Here is a 26,106-nt window from a genome sequence, read left to right on the forward strand (position 1 = left end):
ATTAAACGGGATAGCTATTATCCGGGTCTTCTGTCAGAAATTCTATCAACTCATGGGCATTTAGCGTTGTATCGGTTGCGAGGCTTTTTTTCCAATCGAAGAACAGTGGTTCAAACTGTTTCATTTTGTTAAGCCCAAACCATTTGATATGCATGTTAATGTGCGCCGGTGCATGGTATTTTAATAAACCTTCGGCGCAAGCCCTATAACTTTTATCCTGGAACCTCGCGGGCCATTCAGGGAAGATGACACTCATATCAAAAGTGAAAAAATCTTCGGTTATCAATGCGCCGTCCTTTACACTCACCAGCATTTTAAGTTTGGGATATATTTTTTGCCCATACTGCTTAACTGTATTATACAGGTCAACTATATCAGTATAGGCATCGTTTGTATAACTGAATAACTTACCCATCTGCCCTAACCCGTTCAGCACGCCATTATTTACAGTTACTGATTGTTGCTTGGTTAGGTTTTCGAGCTCATTTGCTTTATCGAGCAGGCCTTTAACATCAGCATAATAAGTATCTATTAATCCTTTCAGTTCGTTTTCCAGGTTGGTTTTATCTGTATGCGATAAAATAACACCCGGCTCAATCCGGCTCTTGTTTCTGATCTCTAAAAACTGGTTGGCAATATCCAGGTTAAGCGCGGCAATAATTTCGTTTTGCCCTGCCAGATATCTATTTTGTTCGGCAATAGCCTTGTTCTCATCCGTTGCTTTGTCGGCCAGTGCATTGGCATTGCCGGCCAGGTGTGCGGCCTGTTTTAATAAACCGTCGGCTTTTTTTACAAACTCGTTAGCACGGTCAGACCATTTGGTGTGATGCAATTGCTTATTAGCTGCGGCAAGTTCTACATTTTGCTGCGCCAGATAAAAATCGTCATTGGGTTTAAACCTTAGCAGGTTGGCTGTTATTTGCTCACGTTCGTTAAACGTAAGCAGATGGCTGTGCTCAAAGATCACCTGGTTTTCGGTTCTATACAGCTTAAAACCATAAGCCCGCGCGTTTACAGGTGGCCGTAATAAAATATGCTCTACCAGGTAAAACCCTTCCGATCTTGTACTCAATAAAGTTAAATCGTTAACTAGTTTTTTGATAATTGAGATGCCCGGCGTGCCGCCGTTTTTGATACGGCTTATTATCCCCCAGCGTTCGGTACCGGGGCCTTTGTATAGCACCAGGTTATCGCCATCCAGAAACGGATCGGGCCCAATGCGGTAATGGTTGATATTGATACCATGCTTCAATACCGAGATATCCTGGTGCCTGAACATGAACGCGTCCTTTTCCGTACTTTCGGCACCGGCCAGCATACCATTTTCAATCAGGTTACTTACATCTTTTTTGGTCAGCACAATTTTCTGCAGTTCAGGGCTCCAGTCGGTATCGTCGTTCAGCTCTTCATGCTGCATCAATCTATCTATACGCTTATCAACCTTTTTAAATCTCACCTTAGCAGCATCAAAAACCGACGTCAGCGGCTCTTTTCCATCATTGCTGATGTAAAGCAGCCTGCGCATTTTAGTTTCAAAGGTAAATTCATTATTAGTTTCACTGAGATAATTAAAGGCCCGTGCCCGTCCATAATTGATCTTATAAAAATCTTTCAGTATCGATGCCTTCCACCTGATCTCGGTACTAACCCGTCCGCTGGATTGGCCGTTACGATACAATAAGTTGTAAAGCTTAACGGGGTAAACTACCGGCGATTCGTTAAAGCGGGCTAATAAATGGTCGAGTATCCGGTTCTTGCGGTCTTCAAAGTCCGTATCCGATTCAATAAAGGTTTTTAATGCCTGTACATAACCGTTGTTTTGATCATCCTTGAACTTTGCCCAATTTTTGTCGGTATCCTTATTCAGGTCATATGCTTTTAACAGTTCTTTTACACGCGGAATAGTATAAAGCGTATTGGCAAAATAGGTTTGATTATCGGCCTTGGTTAAATCGTTGGAAAAAAATGTGTCGATATTATTCAGTTGAGCCTGATAGTTGGCCAATACCTGCTCAAACAGCATCAGGTAGCCTTTTAATTGCTTGGCCTGCGCTTTCCGTTCTTCGGGCACCGAACTGAATAGCCCTTCATCACCTATACCGTAAACCAGCGGGAAGTAGTTTTGAATAGAGTAATATTGCGTTGTGTCGCGATAAGTACCTGAAATCACCGTTTCTGATTGATAAAACGACTTTACGAAATCGCGGTACTCATTTTCAATTACCTTTTGTAACAGGTCGCCAAACATGGTTTTACGTATTGGCGGAACCCGGTATTTATCTACATACAAGTTAATGTTGATAGAGGTCAGGCTTTCGATATTTAAAAACGCAACCTCCGAATCGTCAAGCGTTAATATCTTCACCGCTTCTTCGCTCCCATCTCTTTGCATAAGCAGGCTTTTCACTAAAACCACGCCCGGTATTGCCGATATGGCGCTTGCAATGTTGGTGGCGTCCAACATTTTTCTCCTCGGGCTTAGTTCACCATCGGGTATCAAGCCATTTTTAAGAAAAGGACCGCAATACATTTCATCAATAGTATACCCCCGCTTACTCAGCTCCAGTTCGGTAAAGTGCCTTACCGGCTGGTTAATAATATTTTCGAGCGCAAGGTATATGTTTGCCAATACCTGTTCGGGCACCAAATTGGCTTCGATCTGTATATCGGCCTTTATAATGATCTCGACGGGTTTAAGTACGATAATATCATTAAAAATATCTTCGCACAGATTACGTTTTGAATGATAAGCCTTTAAAACCTTTGCTTTTACTATTGCCGGATCGGCCTCGCCGGCAAGCCATCTTTTAGCAAACATTTTATTAACCTGTACCACAATTTTGTACAGGCCCTGCATGGTATTGGTATCATTGGTGGGTGTTAGCGGTGTTAACCACACGTTATCGATCACTTTTACTTCATCAATAATAGCCTTACGATAATCGGTAACGGTTACCGGGTTACTGGTCAGTATATTTTGTTTCTTGAAAAATGAGTTGCCTTCGTAGTTTATTGTGCCGTCCTTATCTGCTAACAGATCGGTAATATCAAAATCGGTTTGGTAAGCCAGGTCGGTAATGGCGTAGCAAAGCTGCTCCAATATGGTAACACCGGGGTCGTGCAGGTTAAAATCCGTCCACACGTCGCCGGCCATTCTTTGTATCAGGTCAATACCATGCTTCCTGAGCGAGTCAAAATCAAGCGCAAGGTTTTTTTCATCATGATCGTTCAAAGTAGCATCACTCATCGGCTATGTCCTGTCGCTATAATAGTAATCATCACTCAAAAAAAGGCTATCGTCCCACAAACGGCTTACTGTATAAAATATCTCAATACCTTCACCATAATTCGAACCCACTTTTATTTCGAGCGCGTAGTTTGACGAATCTCCGGTCCATCGTAGCTTAATTTTATTCCAAAACCAACCATAATACCCATTTGTACGCCGTATTTTACCGCCTTTGGGTCCAAAAATACTTAATGCGGTGGCATGCATAATGGCATATTTACCGGTGCCTTTTTTACCAGCACGTGCAATAACCTCAAAAGCCTGCGCGTTTTTTAAACCGGTAATAATGGGTTGCCAGTTGCCATCGGCAGTTACCGCGCCCGATTTATAGGTCCCGATACGGCCGCCCATGCCTATAAAGCCATCAACTTCCATTTTATACTTCGGTTCGCATTTTTTACCAATGCCAACCTTGCCGTTAGTATGTAAAAATACGCTTGTGGCATCTGTATCAACCGTCGGATCATCCGAATCGTCGATAGGCTGTATTTTTAAAGCATCCGGATCCGTTTTATCCTTGCCCATTACAAAAAACGGATCGATGGCATTGATATTCTTATAAAATGAGATCAGGCTGTTATATTTCTCATCGGCATATATCTTCAGCCCGTTTTCATCATCTTTCGAAAAACCGTCATCATCCTTATGAACCATGGAATTGATCAGATCGGAATAATGCTCCTCTGATGGTATTTTACCATTTCTAAAATACGCCAGCAGCCTTTGCCTGCCCGAAATTTTGATTGGTTTTTTTTCCATTTTACTTAATCTAAATTGTAGGGTATCACCAGATCAAAAAAATCAGCTTTACCCTTATCGTCTTGTTCAAATAGCTTTTCATCAGCTATTACAGTATTTTGTTTATCCTGGTTAACCAGCAACTCATCCATTACCGCAAACTCGCTTATACCAACTTTTTTTGCTTTTACGTATTTCATATCATCCTCCACCGTTATCAGGTGCGTATTGTTGGGTATCAATACCGTTTCGGGCATTGACCCACGAATATACATCTCATTATTATTGGCGTAATCAACCGCGCGTGCCAGCACTTCGCCATCATCATCTATCGTGGTATAAAAATGCACCAATGAAAACCCGGTAATATATTTAATATAAGGCCTTTTCTTAATATAATTGAGCATTTCGCCAATATAAATATCACTGCCTATTTTAAACTTCGAACCTTCATCGTATAACCAGGGGCATAGGTACCGTTTAATATCATCAATCAACCTACGCACATACATCCCGGTATCAGGCAAACTGTCATCGGCAAATTTAACAGTGCATACTACCTTTATTTTTTCGTAAACGGGGTTCTCTACATCTAATTTAACAAATGATGGTATAGCCTGCTCTAAAAACTTTTTAACCTGGTAACGTACCGATAGGTTTACTTTAGGCTCATCGCTTAAAAACAAGCTGTTAGTCTGCTCACGCGGTATTAAAACCACCCTTGGGTTGGGGCGGTATTTCTCCACATACTCGGGGCTATACTGCTGCGGACTAATACATTTGGCCATTAATATTTGCGGGAAGCGTTCCAGTATAGCCTGTTCAATATCGCGGTTGGTCAGCGGTTTTTGATTGTGCCGTAAACGTTCGCTTACACGCGTGTAAAACTGTTCATCCGTTTCGGGCGCCTTGCCGCCAAATGATGGGAATAACTGCACAATATCCTGAATGCCTATAACTTTGCTTTTAAAGGATTTGATACTCCCCGCCGGTATATTTAAATTTTTTGTACCCCGGGTAACAACTCTTGTTGCCATAGCCGCCTGTGTATAAATGCCAATTATTTTCGATTGTACATTGGTGCTACCCTTAACCGAAGCACGGATCCAGTATACATCAGATGTTACCCTGGTATTGCCTGTAGCGAGATCGCCCGGCAGCTTGATCTTAACTATGCCCGAATTGATAAAGTTGTTAGTGCTATCTGCTAAAACATCCTTCTCGGTAAAGTAAACCCAGGCATTATCATCCATATAGCTCCAGTAAACAGGCTCAGTCTTTTTTGACAGGTTGGCGAAATTGTTCTCTTCCATCTGGAAAAACAAGGTCAGCTCCTGTTTGGGCATGATATCTTTTAAACCAATGTAAAGGTTGTTCTCGTGATCGAAATTAGGGATCAGGTTATAGGGCGCGCGCTTTTTACCCGGGTATATCTCTTCGTATCCAAACGGGTAAATATGAAACATTTTTAAATCGACACCATCATTACTTTTAGCGTTGGCGGCACTCATCCCCTCCGAATGCTTTAGCGTATAATCAATGCTTAACGAGCGGATTATCGGAATATACGGCTGATTAGGCAATGGCAGCTTTTTGGATTTTTTCGCGTTATGAAGAACGATCTCCGGGAATATCTGCGGAAACAGCCGGTGGCCAAACGCATCTTTGGGTGCAGTTAGTTCGAGCCTTATCGCACCTTCGGCAAAGTTTTTTTCCTGTAACAGATCCTCTTTTTCCAGCAATGGTTTTTTAACAAGGCCAAGGCGTTTGATATCTATATCCTGCAGTTGGGTTGTGTTGCACAAAATACCCGTTCCGTTACTTTCGGTATCAAATAAGCTAAACTCCTGTTGTTGTGCAGGCTTTGGCACAATTTTGCCATCTGTTAATACACTGAGCTTTACGCGGAAAGAGTTATTGGTGATACCATTGTTATAGGCTTTGTAATAAGCTTCCCAGCCGCCGGGCTCCTTAGGCAAGTCTATCCAATCGAACTTGAGGCAAAAACCCAGTGTATAACGGTTAAATATATTGGAGTTTTTAATATCGAGATAAGAACCTACCGAAGGCTGCGGCCCAAATATCTGGCTTGGGCTGGTGGCGCTAAGCGGGCCAACATTGTTTTGTAATTTAACGGCCCTGCTGCCTTTTACATCGGCCGTTATACTTACACGGTTTATCTTTACATCCTGTAAATACGTAAAGGGATTATTTACCGAATAGTTTTTTAATAAAAAACGAAATACTGGCCAGCTGATATCAAAGGTACCACCATGAATTTCGGGTCGGTAAATATCGATAACCTGGTCTGCCTGGTTAACATGCAGCTCAATTTCCAGTCTACGTTCATCCTCGCTCAATACGGCGCTGTATTTTTCAATCTCAACCCAACCCACCGTATCTGTATAATGGATAACAAAAGCATCTGAGAGCAGTTGATGGCTCACCGCCATTACCTCTTTCTGACTAACGTTGGCATAGTTTGTAAAATAAGCCATCAGCCTCATATACGATTCGTCTTCAAGGTACAGGTGAAAGCTGATCATCCTGCGCCCCTCGGTTTGATATAATACCGGTGATGCCATCATGATACCGATATCTGACGCCGTCATTGATTTTGCTGTTTCGGGCAAGCCTTCCTGGTCTTCGCCTAATACAGGCCAGGTGGTGATAGGCGTTTGGATCTTTTGCACCACCGAGGCCGGATTTGACGGGTACGTGCCATTGTAAACCTGTACTTCTTTTACCGTGCCTGCATGATTTTTTAGCTGGATGCGTTCGGCAAGGTACACGGTTCGTAACTCTGCTATCTGCGCCCCGGTTACCAGTAGGTCTTCGTTTAATGTAAAAGTGGCAGGTGCCTGCTGCCCGGGTATCTGCGCAAGCAACGCATCGCCTTTTTTAAGTAAAACGTATGGCGCTATAGCATCTTTTTCAAACACTATGTGGACGCTATCCGGAAGGGCTTTTTTAAGGTCGAGACCTAATATCTGTTTATAATACAGATCAAGGTGGGCCCGTGTAGTACCATTGAGCTTATCCTGCAAATGTTTATACAAATGCAAAAACGAAATGAATAGCGCCAGAAATGGCGGGTATTCCTGCGTAAGCAGATTGTTGTTTTTTAAATAAAAGCGTGTAACCCCCATCAGGTGATTGCACTTGGTACTCAAATCGTTAAATACATTTTTTATCGCCGGCAAGGCATTAATGATGCGTTCTTTTGGCGAGGTACCTTTAAAAAGCGGGTCTTTATCGTGGTCGTCCGAATTAACGTTGATAAAATAATCCGGGGTATCAACTTCCATCATTTTACCAAACACCCGGCGTGCTTCTGCTGTATACCGGTTAAGTTTAAGGGCCTCATCGTCAAAGCTGTCCACTATCTTGAATAACTCTTCGGACATTTTGCCCCGGTTTGATACGTTAAGCAAACGTTCACGCAGTTCGTACAGGATATTGAAAACATGCAGCACAAAATCGAACATGTTTTTTAGCGCGGCAAACAGATCTTTTTCATTCCCGGCAAGGTAAAGCTCATCTTCATGCTGTGCGAAAAGGCGTATCTGCGCCTGCATGTCAAATTTAGCGATCAGCACCAGCAGGATATTCATATCCGATTTAAAAAAATCATCCCAGGCGCCTTCGGGTTTATTACTGATATTGTAGTAAGTAAACTGCGATGAAATATTGGTGATAAACTTTAAAAAGTCAGCAATGTTGCGTTCATCAATATCGATAAAATCGGGCATAAGCGCTTTAATACGGCGTTCATCCTGGCTTGTTCCCTCATTTAAATTGGTTAGATCGATATACATTACGCTATAGCACTAAACAGAAACATTTGTACCCTCGCCCTGCAGGTAAAACGGAAATACAATATTATGTCTGGTATTGGTTATAATTATTTTATAATCTACCTGGATATGCAGCACTCCATCCAGTTCATCACGGTTAACAATTATTGCTTCGATAAAAGTAACGCGTGGTTCAAAATTTAACAGGGCGTGGTATATGATATGATTAAAATTGGCGATCAGTGTTGAATCATTTATCTCAAAGGCCAATCGTTTCAGGTCGCAGCCAAATTCGGGCTGCATAATACGCTCGCCGGGAGTGGTGTTTAAAATAATGTGCAGACTTTGCTCAATATCTTTTTCATCGGATACCATGCGTACCATTTCTGGCGATTTGGTAAACGTTGGCGGAAACGCCCACCCGGTACCTAAAAACGATTGTATATCTTCCGGCATATTATCCTCCTATTAAAACTGTGGGGCATCCCAATACAACCGAGCCACCATGCGCACAGCTATCGCCCATCCTGATGGCCGGTTTGTTGCATATCATCACCGTAGCCGAGCCTTTGATCAGCGAATCGGGCGGGCCAACACAAACGGCATTATCTCCCATAACTGCTGCGGGAAGTTTGCCTATTAAAACGGTTGGCGCACCCGGGCCAATTATCGGGCCGCCCACATGTGGTATCGGTGGTACACCTGGTGTTACCATCGGGCAAACATGCATATCTGTTAATCGTGCGGCGGGCATTCCCATATCTTTTATCTTTTTAGTTTAATTGATCATTACTATAGCACCTTTTATAGTGGTTTGCCCCGATGCCGAAACTTCGGCGGTGGCATTACCTTTACCGGTAAAACCCATGTTGGCGGTGGCGGTTATATTCATACCCGTGGCTACCAGATCCTGCGTAGCGGTAAGGTTTACTTTACCGGTGGCATTTAAGGTAATATCGCCGGTAGCGGTAAGTTTAATATCCTTATTACTGGTTAATTCGATACCCGACGATGACATTTTTATCGAATTGCTGTTTTGGTCGGTTATCGCTATCGATTTATCCTTATCACTTAATACAATGCTATTATTGCCCGGCGTTAAAAAAGTCATTACCTTATTCTGATCATCAAAACTAATTTTCAGATTGCTTTTGGTGATCAAAGATTTAATATAATTATTATCATCAGTAGCCGGTATGGCCGGTTGTTTGGCATTGCTGTAAAGTGAGCCCAAAATAACGGGATATCGCGGATTGCTTTCTAAAAAGCCAACTACAACCTCGTCGCCAATTTCGGGTAAAAAACCAGATCCTGCAGTTGATGTGGCATAAAAATTTGCCATACGCGCCCATATACCGTCTGTAGAAGCTGCGTTTGATGCCAGGTTGATCTGGATACGATATTGACTATCCGGATCGCTTGATATCTTTTTAACTGTAGCAACCTGTAACCCGCCTATTGCAGGTAACTGCCCTGAAGCCTGCGGATAAGTGATGTTCGATCTTTCGGCAACAGGTATATTATCCAAACCAAAATTGACGTAGGTTGTCCACGAGCCATCTTCAATAACATGGTTAACCGATGCTACAAAGGCGTTGCCGTTAAAGCGGTCGCCAACCTTATCTAACTGTATCACATTGCCGGGCATTACCAGTTCGCTGCCTATAAAGCTTACATTGCCTTTTACAGCTGTCATACGCATGCGCATCAAACTGCCATCGGCCCATGCCTGCAGCTCATCCTGCAGCATTGGCGTACCCGAACTAATGGTTAAAGCCGCCTGGCCCAGTTGTGCCGACATGGTTTTACCGGTTATATTGCCTGGTGTAGTTGTAGACGGCTCTGCACCGCTTGCTGTTAACAATGCCTGGTTTTTAATATCCCAGGCCGAGGCCGTGAGCGATGGCGCCTGCTTTTCGGCGTTTAAGGTAGCATTGAAGTTACGGATAGAGTCGCCCGCTGCAACATATAATACCGCTGTGGCGGATGTTTTAGGCGGGCCTACCGTAACACTGCCATCATTACCTAGTGCTACAACATACCCATAAAACTCGGCGCGCGAAAGCATAAAATCCCAATCGGTAGCTTGTTTTTGAAACACGGTTTCCTGCGAAACGGATGTGCTGGTTACGGTAGCGCTTAAACCCGAATATGTACCAATGATACTGGTGAGGATATCGCTGTCTGTTTTGGTGCTAAACTCGGCATCGGTGCGGTTATACGTCATGGCAACAGCCTTATGTTTGCAGATCAGTACTATTTTGCTGGATTCATGCGGCGTGATCTTTACGCTTTGTTTAACAATATATCCTGAAAATATCAACTCGGCTACGCTGGTATAGCTGGCCTTAATTTCGATCACGACGCCAGGTGTACAGGTTGTACCATCGCTTAACGGAAAGGTACCTGCTTCAATATCGCCATCAACCAGCACTACTTCGGCATAGGATATCCGGTTAAGCTCGTGCACTATATTGATCGATATGATCGGGTTACCATCGGGTAAAGGGTTACCCGCTAAGGTAATAGCTACAGTAAGTTGCGGATTGCTAAGGTTTAACGGCGATGGAGCTGCCATACTTTAAGTGATGTTTGTGGTTAAAGGATGGAAATATAATACATCGCCGGGTTTTATTGCATTAAAATTGCTCAACCCGTTTCTTTTGGCTACCTGTATATAGTATTTACTATCGCCATAAATGCGAAATGTCATTAACGGTAAGGTGTCGCCTGCTTTAACTACACGCATATGCGTTAGATCGGGTGATGATCTTCCGGCCGCTTTAGCTTTTGTTTTATAGTCGATGCTTTCGGTAAAAGTAGCTTCAATATTTGCGCGTAACGCGTTACCGTCGGGTGTAAACAAGGTATAGGTAACATCGGCATGGGTGCAAACGCAGGTAAACGTTAACCTGCCCCAGGTAATCAACAAATAATAAGGCCGGTGCATCGTACCCTGAAAACCACACACCAGGCTTGTAAATGCATCAACATAAGCATCAACATTGGCGAAAGTACCTAAAGGCACTATACCGGTACCATCAACAAAAAAGCTAAGTTTTAAATCACTGGTGCCTACCCTTTTGAATATCTGCGTTGGGGCGCTGGCATCGGTTTCGGGCGTATTTTCGTAAACGGCTGTAAAGTTACGCGCGTAAGTTGCCGGATTGATAAAAGCGCTTATTTCGCCTTTTTTCTGGGCTACACAAGCGGGATCTGCAAACCCTTCTATCTTCAATTTAACTAATGTACTGCTCGCTGCATTTGCCATATTATCTTTCAGCTAAATTATTCAGTTTGCTCATTACTTTGTCAATACACTCTTTAACGATGGTGTTTTTCAACGCATCAATATCTTTAATTTCGGGTGTACTTCTTCTTTTCGAATTGTCGTCCACCGTTACTCTTATTTTTAGTTCTCTAATCTCAATCGGCATGCTCAGCTTTTTGTAAAATAATCATAACTTAATTCAAGGCTCTCAACAGCTATGGTGTTACCATCTGATTTTAGATCTTCAACCTTTATACTCACCGGGTAGGCGTTTACAAAATTCCAGGTTACTAATGGGCTCGCGTTCTCATCCATCAGGTATATTACCACTGTTACCGGTGTAAAGGTAAACTGACTTAAGCTCGTTTGTGCCCAGGATATAAGCGCCGATCCAGTCAAAATCCCACGCTTTAAAGTAATGTTTTCATATTTAGCCGGTGCCGGAAACTTATGGATAAACCTGTTTTCGCCACCTTCGGGCACTTCTTTAACGCCAAGCTTATAACTCAGCCCGCTAACCGACTGGAAACTGCCCTCGTTGGCGCCATTCATACTGCCTACATTAACCTGAAAATAAAAACCTACAGGCGGATAATATGTTGTATCGGCCATATCTAATTAATTGGTTATCAATACCGGGGCTTATTCCCCCCCTTAAACAACAAAAACCACTTTATAGAGCGGCAATTATTTTTATGCTACAATAAAAAGTTAGCCAGCAGATAATGAGCTGCATTATCCGCCGGCCAACTCTGTTAATTTGTACTGTTAATTGGCAGCAAAAGTTAAACCTTCGTGCGCCAGCTCCATACTTTCAACAGCTACTTCGTTCGAGTCTGATTTCATATCAGTACCGGTAATTTTGCATGGGAACGCATTAAGTAACGTCCACGTCATTACCGGTGCATTGCTCTCATCAAGCAAGCTTATTACCACGCTCGCTCGCTTAATGGTGTTCATCTTCGTCGTCATAAACAACGTATACAAAGCGCTATCCTTAGTGAACATACCTTTTTTGAGGGTGATGTTACCAAATTTTTGCAAACCAGGCATTTTTATTGTTGAGTATACCTTACTGTTGCCTGCGCGGTATTCAATAACCTGCGATTCCGCAGATAAACCTGTAACTTCCTGAAAAACGAGTTCGGTGCCTGCTATTTTTACCTGAAATGAGAATTTAATTAAAGGCCACACCGTGGTTGACTGTACTGATCCATCATCTGCCATGACTATATATTTTTAAATGTTAATGATTAAATTAAGTTACTTACTTGTTAAATTATGATTGTTGCATTTGTTGCTGGAATGTGATGATGATAAACTCAGCAGGGCGTACAATAGCTACTTTTACAGTAACCAGCATTTTACCGTCGAGTATATCATTTGCCGTCATGGTTGAACCAAGACCGATCTGCACATCAAAAGCCTGCTCCGGAGCAGCACCTGCTAAAGCCCCTTGTTTCCATAAATTGGTCAGGAAGTTATCGATCATGCTTTTTACAGTGATCCAGGTGTTGGCATCATTGGGTTCGAAAACGTAAGCACGTGCCGCTAATTTGATTGATTGCTCGATCATGATCAATGTACGGCGAACGTTGATATAACGCCAGTCCTGGCTGTTACCATCAAGTGTACGGCCACCCCAAACCAAAGTACCGATACCCGGGAACGCACGGATAACATTGATAGATTTACCGGCCATTACGTCAACGTTAAGGCTTTGCTGCTCTTCGCTGGATATGTTTACCGCTGGTGCGTTAACCAGGTTAACCGAAACGTTTGCTGGTGCTTTCCAAACGCCGCGATTTGCATCAACAGTGGTATATAAACCTGCCATTGCGCCACTTGGCGGCAGTTCGTTCATTTTGGTGCGTATTTTTTCTAAAACTGCGACGTAGGTTGGGCTAACCGCTTTAAGCGATTGCAGGAAGCTTTGTTTAATTTTACCCGGATGCGCAACAGCGTTAGCTAAATCTTCGGCAGCTTTTGCCTGGTCTTCGGGTTTTGCTGCAGCAAGCGCATCGGTTGCAGTTTTAATGTCGGCTAAAGCAGCTTTGCTATCGGTATCATATTTTGTTAGTACCAGTTTTGCTGCAGGCTCGGGTAAGAAATCTGTTACTGTGCCGGCGCCAAAATCAATATTATCTATATCAACTTCAGCTGCCTGTATCAAGGCTGTTTTTAGCCATGGATAATATGCGGCGCCATAGTTTAAGGCATTAATGCCGATATCATTCCTGAATTTGCCCACAACATCCGCAGTTAACTGGTCTGACGCTTGTTGTGCAAGGTCTAATATGGCAAAGCGGCTTTGTGTATCGGCGCAATGTTGCAGTGCAGTAGTATAAATGGTGTTGTAAGCGCCTTCGCCTAAAGCATTGGCATCGGGTATTACAACCAGTGTAGGTTCTGTTTCTTTTTTCAACAGATCAAACGCCGATACCGGGTTATCGGTTGAACCGATAAAGTCGGTAGCTACAACTTCAAGGCTATCTTTACCGCCATAAAGCCCTACTGATAAAATATAGGCAGGACCGCCGCCATTTGCATAAAACAAACGGATACTGTTAAACAGATACAGCGTATTTTTTTCAGCAACCTCAATATACCAGGTATCTGCACCAACAACCATCGTGTTTTCAATGTGAAGTGCCGCTTTCTTTTTATCATCATCGCTTTCTACCTTGGTAACGGTGTACTTCGCTTTAAAACCGGCACCAAACCTTTCAAGGTATTCGGCAAACGAAGTAATGCGCGTAGGCTTGTTTAACAGTGAGTTACTGAACAGATCGGCTTTTTCGGTATAGCCGATGAATACAGGCACTGCGGTTTCCACCGCTACTGCCGAATTTGGGAAGGCGTTTTTCTCTTCGATATAAACGCCCGGGGTCATGTAAGTTGATGCCATGGTGAATTTGATTAATAAATAAAAATGTCTGAAAAATTAGTGGTGTTATGATTAGAGATCTTTGATATCGTGCTGATGTCCGGTTGCGGCAGGGCCCTTATTACAACCTTATATTTTGACGACCCTTCCTGGTAGTTTTCGGCAAGCTGAAACGTTTTTGCCGGGTATTGGCTCAATTGCATCTGGTTACCCGATACAAAGGCTTTGGCTTCTTTATTTCCCGGAAGGCTAACGGTTAAGGGTTCGCCAAACGCGCTGCTGCTATCGCTATCAATTATTGCCGGGCTGTTTAATTGCTGTAAATGATTACTCATCAAAATATACCGCCAAAAGGTTGAGCGCGATTGAAATTTGATAGCGCATTCGGTTTGCAGATCGGGGGTTATTTGCAGTTCGATTATAGCAAAGGGTTTTACAAAAAACTGTTGCTTGAGATCGGCTACAGCCAATACATCGGCAATCGAAACAAAATCACCGGCATGCAGCAGGCCGCCTTCTGGTTTTTGTTTATTACTGAAATAATATACCGATTTAGCCGGCTGTTCCGGAACATCGGCCGTATAATTAAAAAACAGGTTGTCTTTTAGTATTAAGGTAAACTGCAGGATCAGGTTTTCGGCCAATACTCCTTCTCTTGTGCGGGCCAGTCCGCCAAAGTTTTCATCGTATAAAATATGGAAGCCGCCTTTAAATGGTTTTACAAACAGGCCATAATTATTCATCTGGCGAAAAGTATCATCACTTACGTTAACAGCCAATGCGTTAAATACACCGTCAGCAAAATAGCTGTGGTTAAAATTAACTTTAGTAAGCGTGTTAAATACTGATAGCATTTATCGTTTTGTTACATTACTGTCACTGTCAATACCCGAAACTATCGGCCTGTACTCTTTAATTATCGATTCGTCAAACGTCAGCATTCGCATTTTATAAATTATCGATGGCATATATTTAGCCCCAAGCGATCCCCAAACATTATTGAGTTGTTCGGGTGTTATGGTTGCCATTTCAAAAACCAGTTTGTCAATCCCTTTATCCAGCCTTGGTGTATTGGCGGGCGTAAAAACATTTTTATATTGAAAATAAGCTATAATAAACGACAGGAACCTTAATGCCTCAGGATAGTTGTTACTACCAAAATATGCCGAAAAAAGCACATAAAGGTTAATATTTAACGCCGTAGACTTATTTGTAAAGGTGTTACCTGCAGCACCGCCGGTATTTTCTTTTTCAATATTTACCAGTGTAATTACTACTTTATTTTCGCCTTGTATAGCCACCGTTCCGTCCTGGCTTATAATGCCCGACAGAACAGCTTTATCTTCACTTATCCGCAGCTTGTTTCTGAAATACTCGTTAATCTCGTCAGTTAAGCACGATAATGCTTCGTATATCATAAAAACAGTTACATCTTATAAAATAAAAATCTCTACTAAAAACAGAATCGCACACACCTTATGCTGAACGGCTTTCAACATAAAATACATATACAATAAACACGGGGAGTGTAATTTAACTTATGGGTTAAAAAAATAACCTATATATTAAATGAGTCTATTATAAATGATTAAGGTTCAAATCATCAGTAACATTACGAAAAAAACTTTAAAAAAAAATATCTGACTAGATATTTTTTTTAATCTTTATCATAAATTTTATACGCAACCTTAAATCATGTTCAAACCTTTATTATTTCTTATTTCGTTTTGCGTAGTAATATCTCTCCAAAGCCTGGTCATAAATCGTAGCATTCCGTTCAAGGCAAGCTATCCGGTATCTGATTTCCAGGTGAAGGATACCGTCAAAAAAATAGTTGATACACAAAAATCAAAAGCTAAAACCAGTTTCTTAAGTAAAATAGCAAAACCCTTAAAGGCACTTATTCAACCTTTCAAATTCACCCAGAACGAAAAGGTCAGGGTAACCAAGATCATCCATAGCTATATCGTTAAGGATTCGCTGGCGGCTACTCAGCAATCGGCTATAGCTGCAAAGCAATTAAAGAGCCTGACCGATTCGATGCTTATTTTGCAAAAGCATCTTAATGGCGTTGTAACCCAAACCCAGCTCAACAAACTGCTCGACAGTATTAAACGCAAACAGCAAAAAGCAGATAGCATTGCCGCCATTAAACCGGTTACTCCGGCAAAACCAGCTGTAGATACACCGGCAAACGGAAAAAGCGCCAATACTGCTGCTAATGGCGGCAAACCTGGTAATGCCGACGATGTAAAGGCACAACAAGCCAAATTGAATGTGATAAGGCAGTTGTATAGCAAGGGCAGTATTTTGATAACCGATACCTCAAAAAACAAAGATACTGCCTACGTAAAAAAACTAACCCTCGGGCACAAAGCGCAGGTGCTTGGTTTTTATGCCGATATTTCTAAAAACAATATCAAAAACTTTAACTACAAACTGCTAACTACCCTTGTTTACTCGGTAAACCAAATCGACGATATCGATAAAAACGAATTAGGTAATAATGTATCTGCGGTTGACAGTGCAAAGAAAGCAGGTTGCAAAGTTGTATTATCATTATATAACAACAGTGCAGCCAGCACTTCAAAGTTTTTAAAAAATAATACCGCAAAAAACGACCTGATAAAACGGTCGGTAAAGCTGATGCAGCAAATGGGTGCCAATGGCATCAATATCAATTTTAACGGGTTGGATGCGCAGGAGAAAGAGTATTTTGTAAGGTTTATAGCCTCGGTTTATGAGGCTACGCCCCGATCATCTACGCTAAGTATTACATTGCCTGCTGATGATAAAGGTGTAGCTTACGACCTGGTAGCGCTTGATAAGTATACCAATAACTTTATCATCGACTTTAGCAAGGTAACCAAAACTCCCGGCCCGCTGGCTCCTTTGGATAATGGCAGCAACCATAGTGTTGAAACCTGTTTCGCGCTGTATCTCGACCAGGGCATATTATCCTCAAAGTTTATTTTAGGCGTAAGTTATAGCGGCGTGGTATGGAAAAACAAACCGGAATCATTTTTACGTTATATTACTTATACCGATATACGCACCGAATATCCCGATGCTACGGTGATTTATGGTAAGGATGAATCGTCGGCACATATTGAGGCCGATTACAAGCCCACCTATCTTGATATTTGGTATGATGACGAAAAAACACTTGGCGAAAAGTATGATTATGCATTGACCAATGCACTTGGAGGCATAGCCTTTAAATCGCTCGGCGAAGATAACGGTTATGGCGAGTTACAAAAAGTACTGGCAACCAAGTTTTTAAAGATAGACACAGCTGTTGTTGATACCATTATTATTAAGCATACTTTTATTGCGTCGTTACTCGAATTTGGGAGACTGCTGGTCACCAATCCCTGCGGGCAGCATATTGAACCAGACTACAGCAACGCCCTGGCATTGATCAATATTGTACTGATCGTAGTGCTTTTAGCTGGCGCCGGTGTATTATTTTACCAGGTTAAAAAGAACGGCGAAGCCTGGATATGGCGCAGAAAAATGATTTACGGCCTTGTTGGGGTCTTTGCGGTCTGGACCATCTTCTTCCTGATGTGGCTGTTCTTTTGGGACCAAAACCCTTACTTTGGCCCGAGTGACGGCAAAAAGAATGTAGGCCACTGTATCAATATCTCTTTCATTGTGCTGTATGTGATACTGACAGCCGGTATAGGCGTAGGCGTGTTGTTACGCTGGGCATACCAGTTTAGTACCAGTACTGATAAGCCCTAAGAAGCCATACCAAACTATTTACCCTTATCCAAAACCTCAAACCTGGTTTGTAAACGGTTACTGTTGCCATCAACCAATATCAGGGTGTGCCTTCCGGCTGATGGGTTTAAGGCTAACTGGTGGTAATCTTTGGTGGTGCCCATATATTCGTCATCAAGGTACCAAAACAGTTTAATACCCGGCTGCCTGTGTGCTGCATTGCAAACTACGCGCCCGCGGCTCCCGTCGGCCTCAAGCGGCACATAGATCTTTGCACCGTCTTTCGGATAGATCATTTCCATGGGCCGCTGCAAACCCGCCGAGCAATCCGCACGAAATGGCGGCAGCGATTGATACTGATAATTTTTACTTTTATAGTAAAACTCCATCGAAGGCGGCAGCACAAACCAGCTTTGATGCACCATGTTTAGCGGGCTTTCGCATGCCGAGGTAACCTGCCACTTACGGCTCGCATCCAGATGCACCAATTGATGAAACGGGCATACGGGCGCTTTCAGTCCCGCTTTCGGGAAGTATGCCGTATCGATATTCACACAATTTTCGCCTGCGCGATAACCACTTTCCCGGCAAACAGCAATTGGAGCCATTTCGCCCATCGGCATGGCAAACCAATCGCGCGCAACCGGCAACTGCCTGAATATCTCAAACAAAACCGGTGCTGCGGTATTGATCCCGATCAATCCCGGCCTACCCTCCCCGTTGGTATTGCCAACCCAAACACCAACCACATAACGCGGTGTTATGCCAATGGCCCAGCCATCGCGAAAGCCAAAGCTCGTGCCGGTTTTCCAGGCAATACGCTGCGTTGAGCTAAATTGCTGCCAAAGCATTTCGTCGCCCGGGCGCATTACCTCTTCCATGGCCTGTAAGGTATAATATATCGACCCGGCATCCAGCAACCCGCTTTTTTCCAATACAGGCTTTGGTTTATCCGATGCCGAGTACACCGGGTTGTGGTAATCCTCAGCATCGTACATGCCGTGGTATTTACGGTAATGATTGAGCACCCGGGCCATATCTGCGTAAGCACCGCTCAACTCCCAAAGCGTGTTTTCGCTGCCGCCCAGTATCAGCGATAAACCGTAAAAATCGGCAGGTTGTTTTAAGGTGGTCATGCCCGTTTTTTGTAAAAGTGCGTGAAAGCGTTCGTATTTATAACGCTGCAACATGCGTACCGCAGGTATATTAAGTGATCGCGCCAACGCTTTAGATGCCGGTACAGCACCATCGTAACCTAAATCGAAATTCTCAGGGTGATAGCCCGCTATCTGTGTCGGGATATCGGGCAGTAAGCTGTTGGGCAATATCAATCCATCGTGCAGCGAAGCCGCATAAAGTAAAGGTTTAAGCGTGCTGCCCGGGCTGCGGGGCGCGCCAATTACATCCACATCGCTTTCCATATCCCGGTTTTCGGGGTGGTTGATGTTGCCTACATAAGCCAGCGTTTGCCCGGTTTCCACATCAAGTACAATGGCCGCTTCGTTACGAATATCATTTGCCTTTAAAACCTGGTGGTGCCGCTCCAAAATATCGGCAACGTTTTGCTGCAGCACCGTATTGATCGATGTGGTGATCCGCCCGCCGTTTTGTTTTTGAGCTAAGTGGTCATTTTTAAACCGCTGCAGTAAATGCGGCGCTACCGAAGGCAAGGGCATCGGTTTTTCGGGAACTGGCTCCAGTTTAGCCAGCGCACAGGTGGTAGCATCAATGGTATGTTGCTGCCTTAGTCTGTCCAGCAAAAGGTTACGTTTCTTTAACAGGATAAGCCGGTTTTTGCCGGGATGCACCAGCGAGGGCGAATTTGGCAATACCGCCAGCGCGGCCATCTCGCCCCAGGATAGCTTTTCCGGCTCACGCCCGAAATATCGCCATGATGCCGCGTCAAGCCCAACCACATTGCTACCAAAAGGTGCGTTACTGCTATATAAGGCCAGTATTTGGGCTTTTGAATAAGTGACCTCCAGCCGCAGGGCCTTAAATATTTCCACTGCCTTTTGCCACAATGTACGGTTTTTACGGGTAGACAACCGAATAACCTGCATGGTTAAAGTACTGCCGCCGCTTACCACGCGCCTGGCCCGGATATCCTGCTTAAGGGCACGACTAAAAGCTACCAGATCAAAACCAGGGTGCTGTTCAAAACGTTTATCCTCAAAAGCGATAATACAGGCCTTAAACTTGGCAGGCACTTTAGGATTATACGGAAAACGCCACTGCCCGTCCGACGCAATAGAAGCACCCAACAACTGCCCCCGGTTATCATCTATCACAAACGAGGTTGGCGACCGGAACAACCGCCCCGGCAAACAGAACCAAAACAACAGCGCAAATGCAAGCGTGATGGCAGCAGTAGCGATGTTTTGAGGCTTTTTAAGATATTGCTTTACCGGGGTAAGAGACATTGGTATTTATGGGTATTTTAGATTTGACAACTTTTAAAAAGTTGTCAAATCTTTTCGATGGGTGGGTATTTGTCGGTATTTACACAAATTCTCACAGCGTCATTGCGAGCGTTAGCGAAGCAATCCCCGACTTACAGAGCGGCTCTGCTTATTGGGGATTGCTTCGTCCCTCGCAATGACGCTCGACTAATGAGGGTGGGTATTTGTCGGTATTTAAACATTGTTTTTTCAATTCATTAGCATATGGTCGGTGTTATCACCGACCATATACAGAACCTTACAATTTACGCAAAAAAGTCCAATTTATCAAATAATTTGCACATCCAAACTCCCCCTTTAGGGGGCTGGGGGGGGGGCTATTTCACCACCTCAACCCACTGCCCTTTGGCCAGCGCACTAATGCTCGCATTATACATCGCATCGCAATACGTGGCCGGTAAGTAATATTTACCCATGTATGATGCGTTGAGCGTCACATAATAGGTTGCCTCCTTACCTTCTGCCAAACTGAAATAAGTATTCACCCGGTCATCACGGATGTCCCGATAGTCAGACGGTGCCGATTTAAACGCATCATCCCCGCTATCCATCATCCGGGTGTTCAGTATCTCCCACCCTGATGGGAATATCTGCGTAAGCGCCATATTATCGTAACGGCCCCGTTTACCCGGGTTCCTGATATTTACCTGTGCCACAAAGTCCGTTCCCTGTTTTAATTGCGCCGGGTTAACCGGGATGCCTTTCAATGTAAAGTACGCTATGCGCATCTGCAATACATCAGGGTTATTGATCGGCTTAACATCCTCGCCGGTAACCGGTTGTCCGTATTGTATCACTCGTACATACAGCTTATTACTACCCGCATTTTTAAATACAGCCTTACCTGTGGCACTGCTTACCGGCAATTGCCAGATGTAGGATGGCGAACTGATATTGCCATGTAAACTGTTAACCTGGTAGTTAAACTGCAGTTTATTACCCGATGCATTTTTACCGCAATACTCGGCTATGGCAACTAAACTGTAGGCCGTGGTTTGGGTACTGTACCAATCATCGCCCTGCGATAAGCGTGCGGCAACGGTACGCAATAAACCTGCCGCCTGCGCTTTTTTGCCCAGTAAGGTTAAGGTTTCCAGTATCATGGCCTGGTCGCGCAGGTCCGAACCAAAAGTGCCCCACATACTGATATATGGTTTAACAGTTAGCGGTAAATTGGCAACCATGTTAAAGCCAACTTCGGGCTGACCGGCTAACTTATAAGCGGCGGCCAGGCGCCATTTAGCCTCAACGCTCAGGTACGGAAACTCTTTCAGCCTGTTCATCGCGCCAAGCTCAGGTACATGCGCCAAAGCAAGCAGGTACAGGCGGTAAGCCTGGTCAAGGTCGGCCCCATAAAAGCTCCGGCTATCCGGCGCCCAGGTTAATGCTTTTTGCTTTTGATAGCTTTTCCAGTGTTCCATAAAGCCAACCGGCATGGCATATCCCGCTGCCTGCGCAGCCAGCATAAAGTGCCCGGCATAGTTAGTGCCCCAATCGTTGGCCTCACCGCCATCAGGCCAGTAGCTTAAGCCACCACCCGGCAATTGAAAACTGGTTAATTTATTAATACCCGCTTTGATATTATGCTCGGTAAAGGCTTTTTGCGCTGGCGACAGATCTGTTAACTGTGCTAAAAACAATTGTGGGAATACCGACGATGTAGTTTGCTCCACACATCCGTGCGGGTATTCTATCAAATAACTTAACCGCTTAGCCAAATTTAGCGGCGGAATATTTGATGCCTCCATTGTTGTTTTATTGGTTCCCGGCATGCCCACGGCAGTGTAAGGCGTAGCCCAGGTTTCGCCCGGGTTCAATTCTTTTTCCAATATCTGGGTTACACCGGGGTTAGGATTACGCACGGTTAACTCCACATCATACGCAGCGGTTTCGTTTCCGCTTCTCGCGATGACATGCACCTTGCCAATGCCTATAAAATTCTTCACGTCGAGCGCAAAGGTCACCAGTTGGTCGCCCGGTTTGGTAAACGTTACCGTTTGGTGATTATTCCCACCAAGGTTACTAAACGCGTTCGATTGTATATCCACGCTCACCGTTTTAATATTATTTTCGGTAGCAAATACGGTAACCGGTAATTGTATCTTCTCTGTGGGCCCTAAAACGCGTGGCAGCGTAGCCAGTATCATCAGCGGTTTTTTAACCGCTACGGCCTTATCGGCAAAGCCATAGCTGCCGTCGTGCCCTGCAATAACCATTGCCTTAACCGAGCCGATATATTGCGGCAGCGTAAACGGATGCGTTCGTTTTTCGCCTGCGTTTAAATGGAACGGCCCCATAAATTTAACCACCGGTTTAAAGCGGTTAACGGTAATGTTTTTGTTCAGGTTACGGCCGCCGGCATCACCGCCAATACTTAATATCCTTTCCAGGTCGCCGCCGTAAGCGCCTATCACATAGTCAAACAGATCCCAGGTTTTAATACCCAAAGCCTCGCGTGCATAAAATGCCTGGTGCGGGTCGGGCGTTTTAAAGTTGGTAATATCCAGCAATCCTTCATCCACAATGGCTACGGTATAGGTCATTTCCTTTCCGGATGCTTCTGATACTGTAATGGCCGATCGGGTTTCGGGCCGAATCTTATCCGGCATGGTAATTACAGGTTTCAATATCGTTGCGGGGTTATCTACCAGCAGCGGTATCGCCCCATACATCCGTATAGGCAGGTCATTTAGCGTTTGCGAATGCGGCTGCAACAGCGTTACGTTTACAAAAACGTTTGGCGCCATGGTTTCATCAACCTTAAACTTATATTGGGTTTCGCCTTTCTGCGTGTTTATCCAGTCGGTTTTTAAAACTTTGGTTCCGTTTTCAAAGCTGATAAGCGCCCTGCCGTTAGCCGGTGTCGGGATGGTCAATACGGCATCCTCACCAACCCGGTAGTTCTTTTTATCCGCTGTAAATGATAACATCGATGCTTCGCTCGGGTTATCCTGCTGCAGGCGCTGTGCCCAGTTTGGCCAGTCGATATAAATTTCTTTACCGGTGCTATGCCCGCTCACATCATCCTTAACTTTGATCAGGTAACGCCCCCATTCGGGTTGGTTTATCCGCATTTTCCATTTGCCGCGGCCGTTTACCAGGGTAATGGTTTCGCTTTTAACAAACTTATTATATTCATTCTGTGTAAAGTTACTTACCCCGTTACCACTATTATCCCACCACCAGTGCCACTTTATTTTGTATAGTTCAACCTCAATGGTGCGTGTGCCGTTTACAAGGTTGCCCCTGGTATCCACATCGGCTATATCAAAAACATGATCCTGCCCGGTAACCAGCATCCCCGAAAGGGCATTACCCTTTGGCGCCTTAATGCCCACATACGCAGGGAAAACATTATACGGCAAACTGGTTTGATTAACGCTAAAGTTGCCGCCGGGTTCAAATACTTTAACCATAAAATTAGCCTTTAGCTGTCCCGGCACCTCTTTATCGGCCTCAACATCGGCATTAACAGCTACATTGCCATCGGCATCCAAGTGTCCATCAAAAACCGTTTTTACCTGGGTGTTAAACGTTTTGGTGGGGTCGTCAAAATCATAGCCCTCAAAATTTTTAAATTCTGTTTTTTGTGATGACAGGTAGGCATCAACCTTAGCCTTCAGATTTTGCGCCGTGCCGCCAAACAACCATTTGGCGCTAAGCTTGCCTTCGGTGTTTTTACCTTCGGTTAGCTCGGTTTGCCCGTTAAAATCAAGATTAAGTTTTAACCGGTTAGGCATAATGGTTTCAATCTTGATGTTTTTGGTAAAGGTTGCCCCGCCTACTTTAATTTTGGCCGTCCAGTTACCGGTAACATCAGTTACCTGCGTAGCGGTATGGAAACTATAAAACCCGTCAACCGATTTGCTTTGCGCAATGCGGGCATACAGTTGCCCCATCGGGTTATAAAAATTAAACTCAACCGGCAGATCGGCAGGTAATTTTTTAGCCTTATCTTCTAAAATAAACGAAACAAAAATACTATCACCCGGCCGCCATACGCCGCGTTCGCCATAAATAAATCCTTTAACGCCTTTCTGCACCTCTTCGCCGCCAATATCAAAACGGGTAAGCGGTAAGGCGCTGCCATCATCCAGTTTTAAATAACCACGCTCGCTGCCGCGTTTGGCCACCAGCAGGTATGGTTTGCGTTTAATATCAAACTTAGCCAGTCCGTAACTATCTGTTGTGGCCTTGGTGATGATCTGTTTCTGGTAGTCCTGCATATCCAGCTCAATGCCACTGAGGGGCTGCGCCGTTAATATGTCGGTAGCAATAACCACCATACTGTTATCGGTACCACGTTTGGCTACTAACCCAATGTTTGATGCAATAATGTTGCGTGTGGCCCATTTATCCTTAGCGTAGTACGAATCGGTACAAGGATTAGCCTTATCCTCCCAACGATAGCCGCTTGGGTAATAACTATCGTATTTCGACCAAAAATCGTCGTCCTCGTCGCTGATGTTACCACCACTGCTGTTCCCTTCTCCATCGTAATAATACTCTTCATCATCGCCTTTAACTTTCACCGGCCCGCCATCTTTACAGCTATACAACGAATACTCTTTCCTGAAACCGATGATCACCCGGTAAATAGCCCCCGGCTCGGTACGGAAAAGTTTATCGATATCCAGCATAAAGCGATTCTTTCTGTTCAGGTTTACCGCTTTATCGCCATCCAGCCTGATGGTTTTTTGTACGATGGGTTTACCTACCCTCCTCAGCTCATTATCGCCGTTAATATCATTGTTCTGAAAGTATTGGGGCACATTATCCTCGTATATCTTAATAATGCTTACATCCACAGCGTTGAGGTTAACCGCTTCAAAAGGCATCAGCAACTTACCCGAGCTTGGTAAAATAACGCCCTTGCCGGGGATGGTTACCGCAGGCAGCTTATTCTCAAAAAACACATTGGCGGTATAAGTTTTCTTAATTTTTTGGTGCGATATGTTCTCGATACCCGGGTTAACAGAAACTGTATAATCACCGTCCAGGCGTTCGGTGGCATAAACCTTTACCGTACTGCCGTCAATGGTGTACGATGGTTCGGTAGTATTACTGATCCCGATCAGCCCGTTTAGCTCCTGCCCCACCATTATCGCATCCGAAAATTGTACCAGTACGTACTGTTCCTGGTCTTGCACAGCTTTAATATCCAGCACCCTGAAATCGCCTATAGCGGGTATCTCAAATTGCTGCGACCCCGTTTTGGTGACATTTAACGGGCTGCCGTTCCAGCTCACATTTAACGGCGTTATTTGATCTGCTGCGCGGCTTATTTTATCAACCGTAAAATTGTGTGTATGATTATACGGGTTATGCTGCCAGCTGATATGCACCTCAGATGGGTAGCTTACGCTGATGAGCTTTTCTATCAGCTCATTTTTTTCGGCATCGGCAGTTTGTACGGTGCCTTCCAGCTTCATTTTATCGGTAGAGGTGCGCGTTGATGTTTGCAAACCGACAAACGTAATGCTAAAATCAGGCGCGATGGTTTGAAAACCAAACTGAAAATTTTGGTAATGCTCACTTACGGTGATCACCTTGCCCAATTTAAAAGTAGCGCTATAGCTTTTATCCGGGTCCAGGTGTTTCTCCGGTTTAAACTCAATGGTATGCGCATCAACCCAATAAGCCTTGCCTTTAATGGCCGGTGTAAAGTCAAAAATACCATCGGGCAAAGCCTCGTTCTGCACATGCGCCCCCCGCGCCGCGTCGGTCAGTTTAATACGGATACTACTCTCTTTTGAAATAATACCCGAGGTGTACGATTCGATGTACTTGCTAAACGTCCGGTCGACCGTATTTTTGGTACCCAGGTGTTGCAGCGAATAAGCTACCAATACAAATAATACAAGACAGGCTGAGGTGAGGAAAACGCTTCCTTTGCTTGAAAAGAAGCTTTTAAATGATGACATGTGTGGGAAATT

General features: G+C 44.1%; 16 protein-coding genes. 1 reads left to right on the plus strand and 15 read right to left on the minus strand.

Going from position 1 to position 26,106, the window contains the following annotated elements:
• Window position 1: 1 nt before the first annotated feature.
• The 13 genes from ACFGVR_RS19925 to ACFGVR_RS19985 all read right to left on the minus strand — a co-directional run bounded on the left by ACFGVR_RS19925 (window position 2) and on the right by ACFGVR_RS19985 (window position 15,400).
• Window positions 2–3,247 carry a hypothetical protein gene (locus ACFGVR_RS19925; protein ID WP_448699241.1) on the minus strand — a complete coding sequence of 1,082 codons (3,246 nt, stop codon included), beginning with the start codon at window positions 3,245–3,247 and terminating at the stop codon, window positions 2–4.
• A 3-nt stretch (window positions 3,248–3,250) separates the two neighbouring features.
• Window positions 3,251–4,048 (minus strand): hypothetical protein, encoded by a 798-nt coding sequence (locus ACFGVR_RS19930; protein ID WP_448699242.1) that lies wholly within the window; start codon window positions 4,046–4,048, stop codon window positions 3,251–3,253.
• A gap of 5 nt (window positions 4,049–4,053) precedes the next feature.
• Window positions 4,054–7,845 (minus strand): baseplate J/gp47 family protein, encoded by a 3,792-nt coding sequence (locus tag ACFGVR_RS19935; protein ID WP_448699243.1) that lies wholly within the window; start codon window positions 7,843–7,845, stop codon window positions 4,054–4,056.
• Between the two features lie 12 nt (window positions 7,846–7,857).
• Window positions 7,858–8,280, minus strand: coding sequence for a GPW/gp25 family protein (locus tag ACFGVR_RS19940; protein WP_448699244.1), 423 nt, complete (start codon window positions 8,278–8,280; stop codon window positions 7,858–7,860).
• A 1-nt stretch (window position 8,281) separates the two neighbouring features.
• Entirely contained in the window at window positions 8,282–8,578 is a 297-nt protein-coding gene (locus tag ACFGVR_RS19945; RefSeq protein ID WP_448699245.1) for a PAAR domain-containing protein, read from the minus strand.
• A 24-nt stretch (window positions 8,579–8,602) separates the two neighbouring features.
• A complete protein-coding gene (gene vgrG, locus ACFGVR_RS19950) occupies window positions 8,603–10,402 on the minus strand; it encodes a type VI secretion system tip protein VgrG (protein ID WP_448699246.1) in 1,800 nt (599 codons plus the stop codon).
• A gap of 3 nt (window positions 10,403–10,405) precedes the next feature.
• Window positions 10,406–11,095, minus strand: coding sequence for a CIS tube protein (locus ACFGVR_RS19955; protein ID WP_448699247.1), 690 nt, complete (start codon window positions 11,093–11,095; stop codon window positions 10,406–10,408).
• 1 nt (window position 11,096) lies between these two features.
• Window positions 11,097–11,261 (minus strand): DUF5908 family protein, encoded by a 165-nt coding sequence (locus tag ACFGVR_RS19960; RefSeq protein WP_448699248.1) that lies wholly within the window; start codon window positions 11,259–11,261, stop codon window positions 11,097–11,099.
• Between the two features lie 2 nt (window positions 11,262–11,263).
• Window positions 11,264–11,707: a phage tail protein gene (locus ACFGVR_RS19965; RefSeq protein ID WP_448699249.1), complete on the minus strand. Its 444-nt coding sequence runs from the start codon at window positions 11,705–11,707 to the stop codon at window positions 11,264–11,266.
• Window positions 11,708–11,863: 156 nt separating this feature from the next.
• Window positions 11,864–12,322 (minus strand): phage tail protein, encoded by a 459-nt coding sequence (locus tag ACFGVR_RS19970; RefSeq protein WP_448699250.1) that lies wholly within the window; start codon window positions 12,320–12,322, stop codon window positions 11,864–11,866.
• A gap of 52 nt (window positions 12,323–12,374) precedes the next feature.
• Complete coding sequence (locus tag ACFGVR_RS19975) at window positions 12,375–14,003, minus strand: phage tail sheath family protein (protein ID WP_448699251.1); 1,629 nt, start codon at window positions 14,001–14,003, stop codon at window positions 12,375–12,377.
• Window positions 14,004–14,014: 11 nt separating this feature from the next.
• On the minus strand, window positions 14,015–14,836 hold the full coding sequence (locus tag ACFGVR_RS19980; RefSeq protein ID WP_448699252.1) for a hypothetical protein: 822 nt from the start codon (window positions 14,834–14,836) through the stop codon (window positions 14,015–14,017).
• On the minus strand, window positions 14,837–15,400 hold the full coding sequence (locus ACFGVR_RS19985) for a DUF4255 domain-containing protein (protein WP_448699253.1): 564 nt from the start codon (window positions 15,398–15,400) through the stop codon (window positions 14,837–14,839).
• A 277-nt stretch (window positions 15,401–15,677) separates the two neighbouring features.
• Between ACFGVR_RS19985 and ACFGVR_RS19990 the strand changes: the two genes are divergently transcribed.
• A complete protein-coding gene (locus ACFGVR_RS19990; RefSeq protein WP_448699254.1) occupies window positions 15,678–17,729 on the plus strand; it encodes a glycoside hydrolase family 18 protein in 2,052 nt (683 codons plus the stop codon).
• 14 nt (window positions 17,730–17,743) lie between these two features.
• Here the strand turns inward: ACFGVR_RS19990 and pbpC are convergent, their stop codons facing one another.
• Both pbpC and ACFGVR_RS20000 read right to left on the minus strand, forming a co-directional pair.
• A complete protein-coding gene (gene pbpC, locus ACFGVR_RS19995) occupies window positions 17,744–20,131 on the minus strand; it encodes a penicillin-binding protein 1C (protein WP_448699255.1) in 2,388 nt (795 codons plus the stop codon).
• 356 nt (window positions 20,132–20,487) lie between these two features.
• Window positions 20,488–26,094: an alpha-2-macroglobulin family protein gene (locus ACFGVR_RS20000; RefSeq protein WP_448699256.1), complete on the minus strand. Its 5,607-nt coding sequence runs from the start codon at window positions 26,092–26,094 to the stop codon at window positions 20,488–20,490.
• Window positions 26,095–26,106 lie beyond the last annotated feature (12 nt).

It is taken from the genome of Mucilaginibacter aureus (assembly GCF_053514885.1).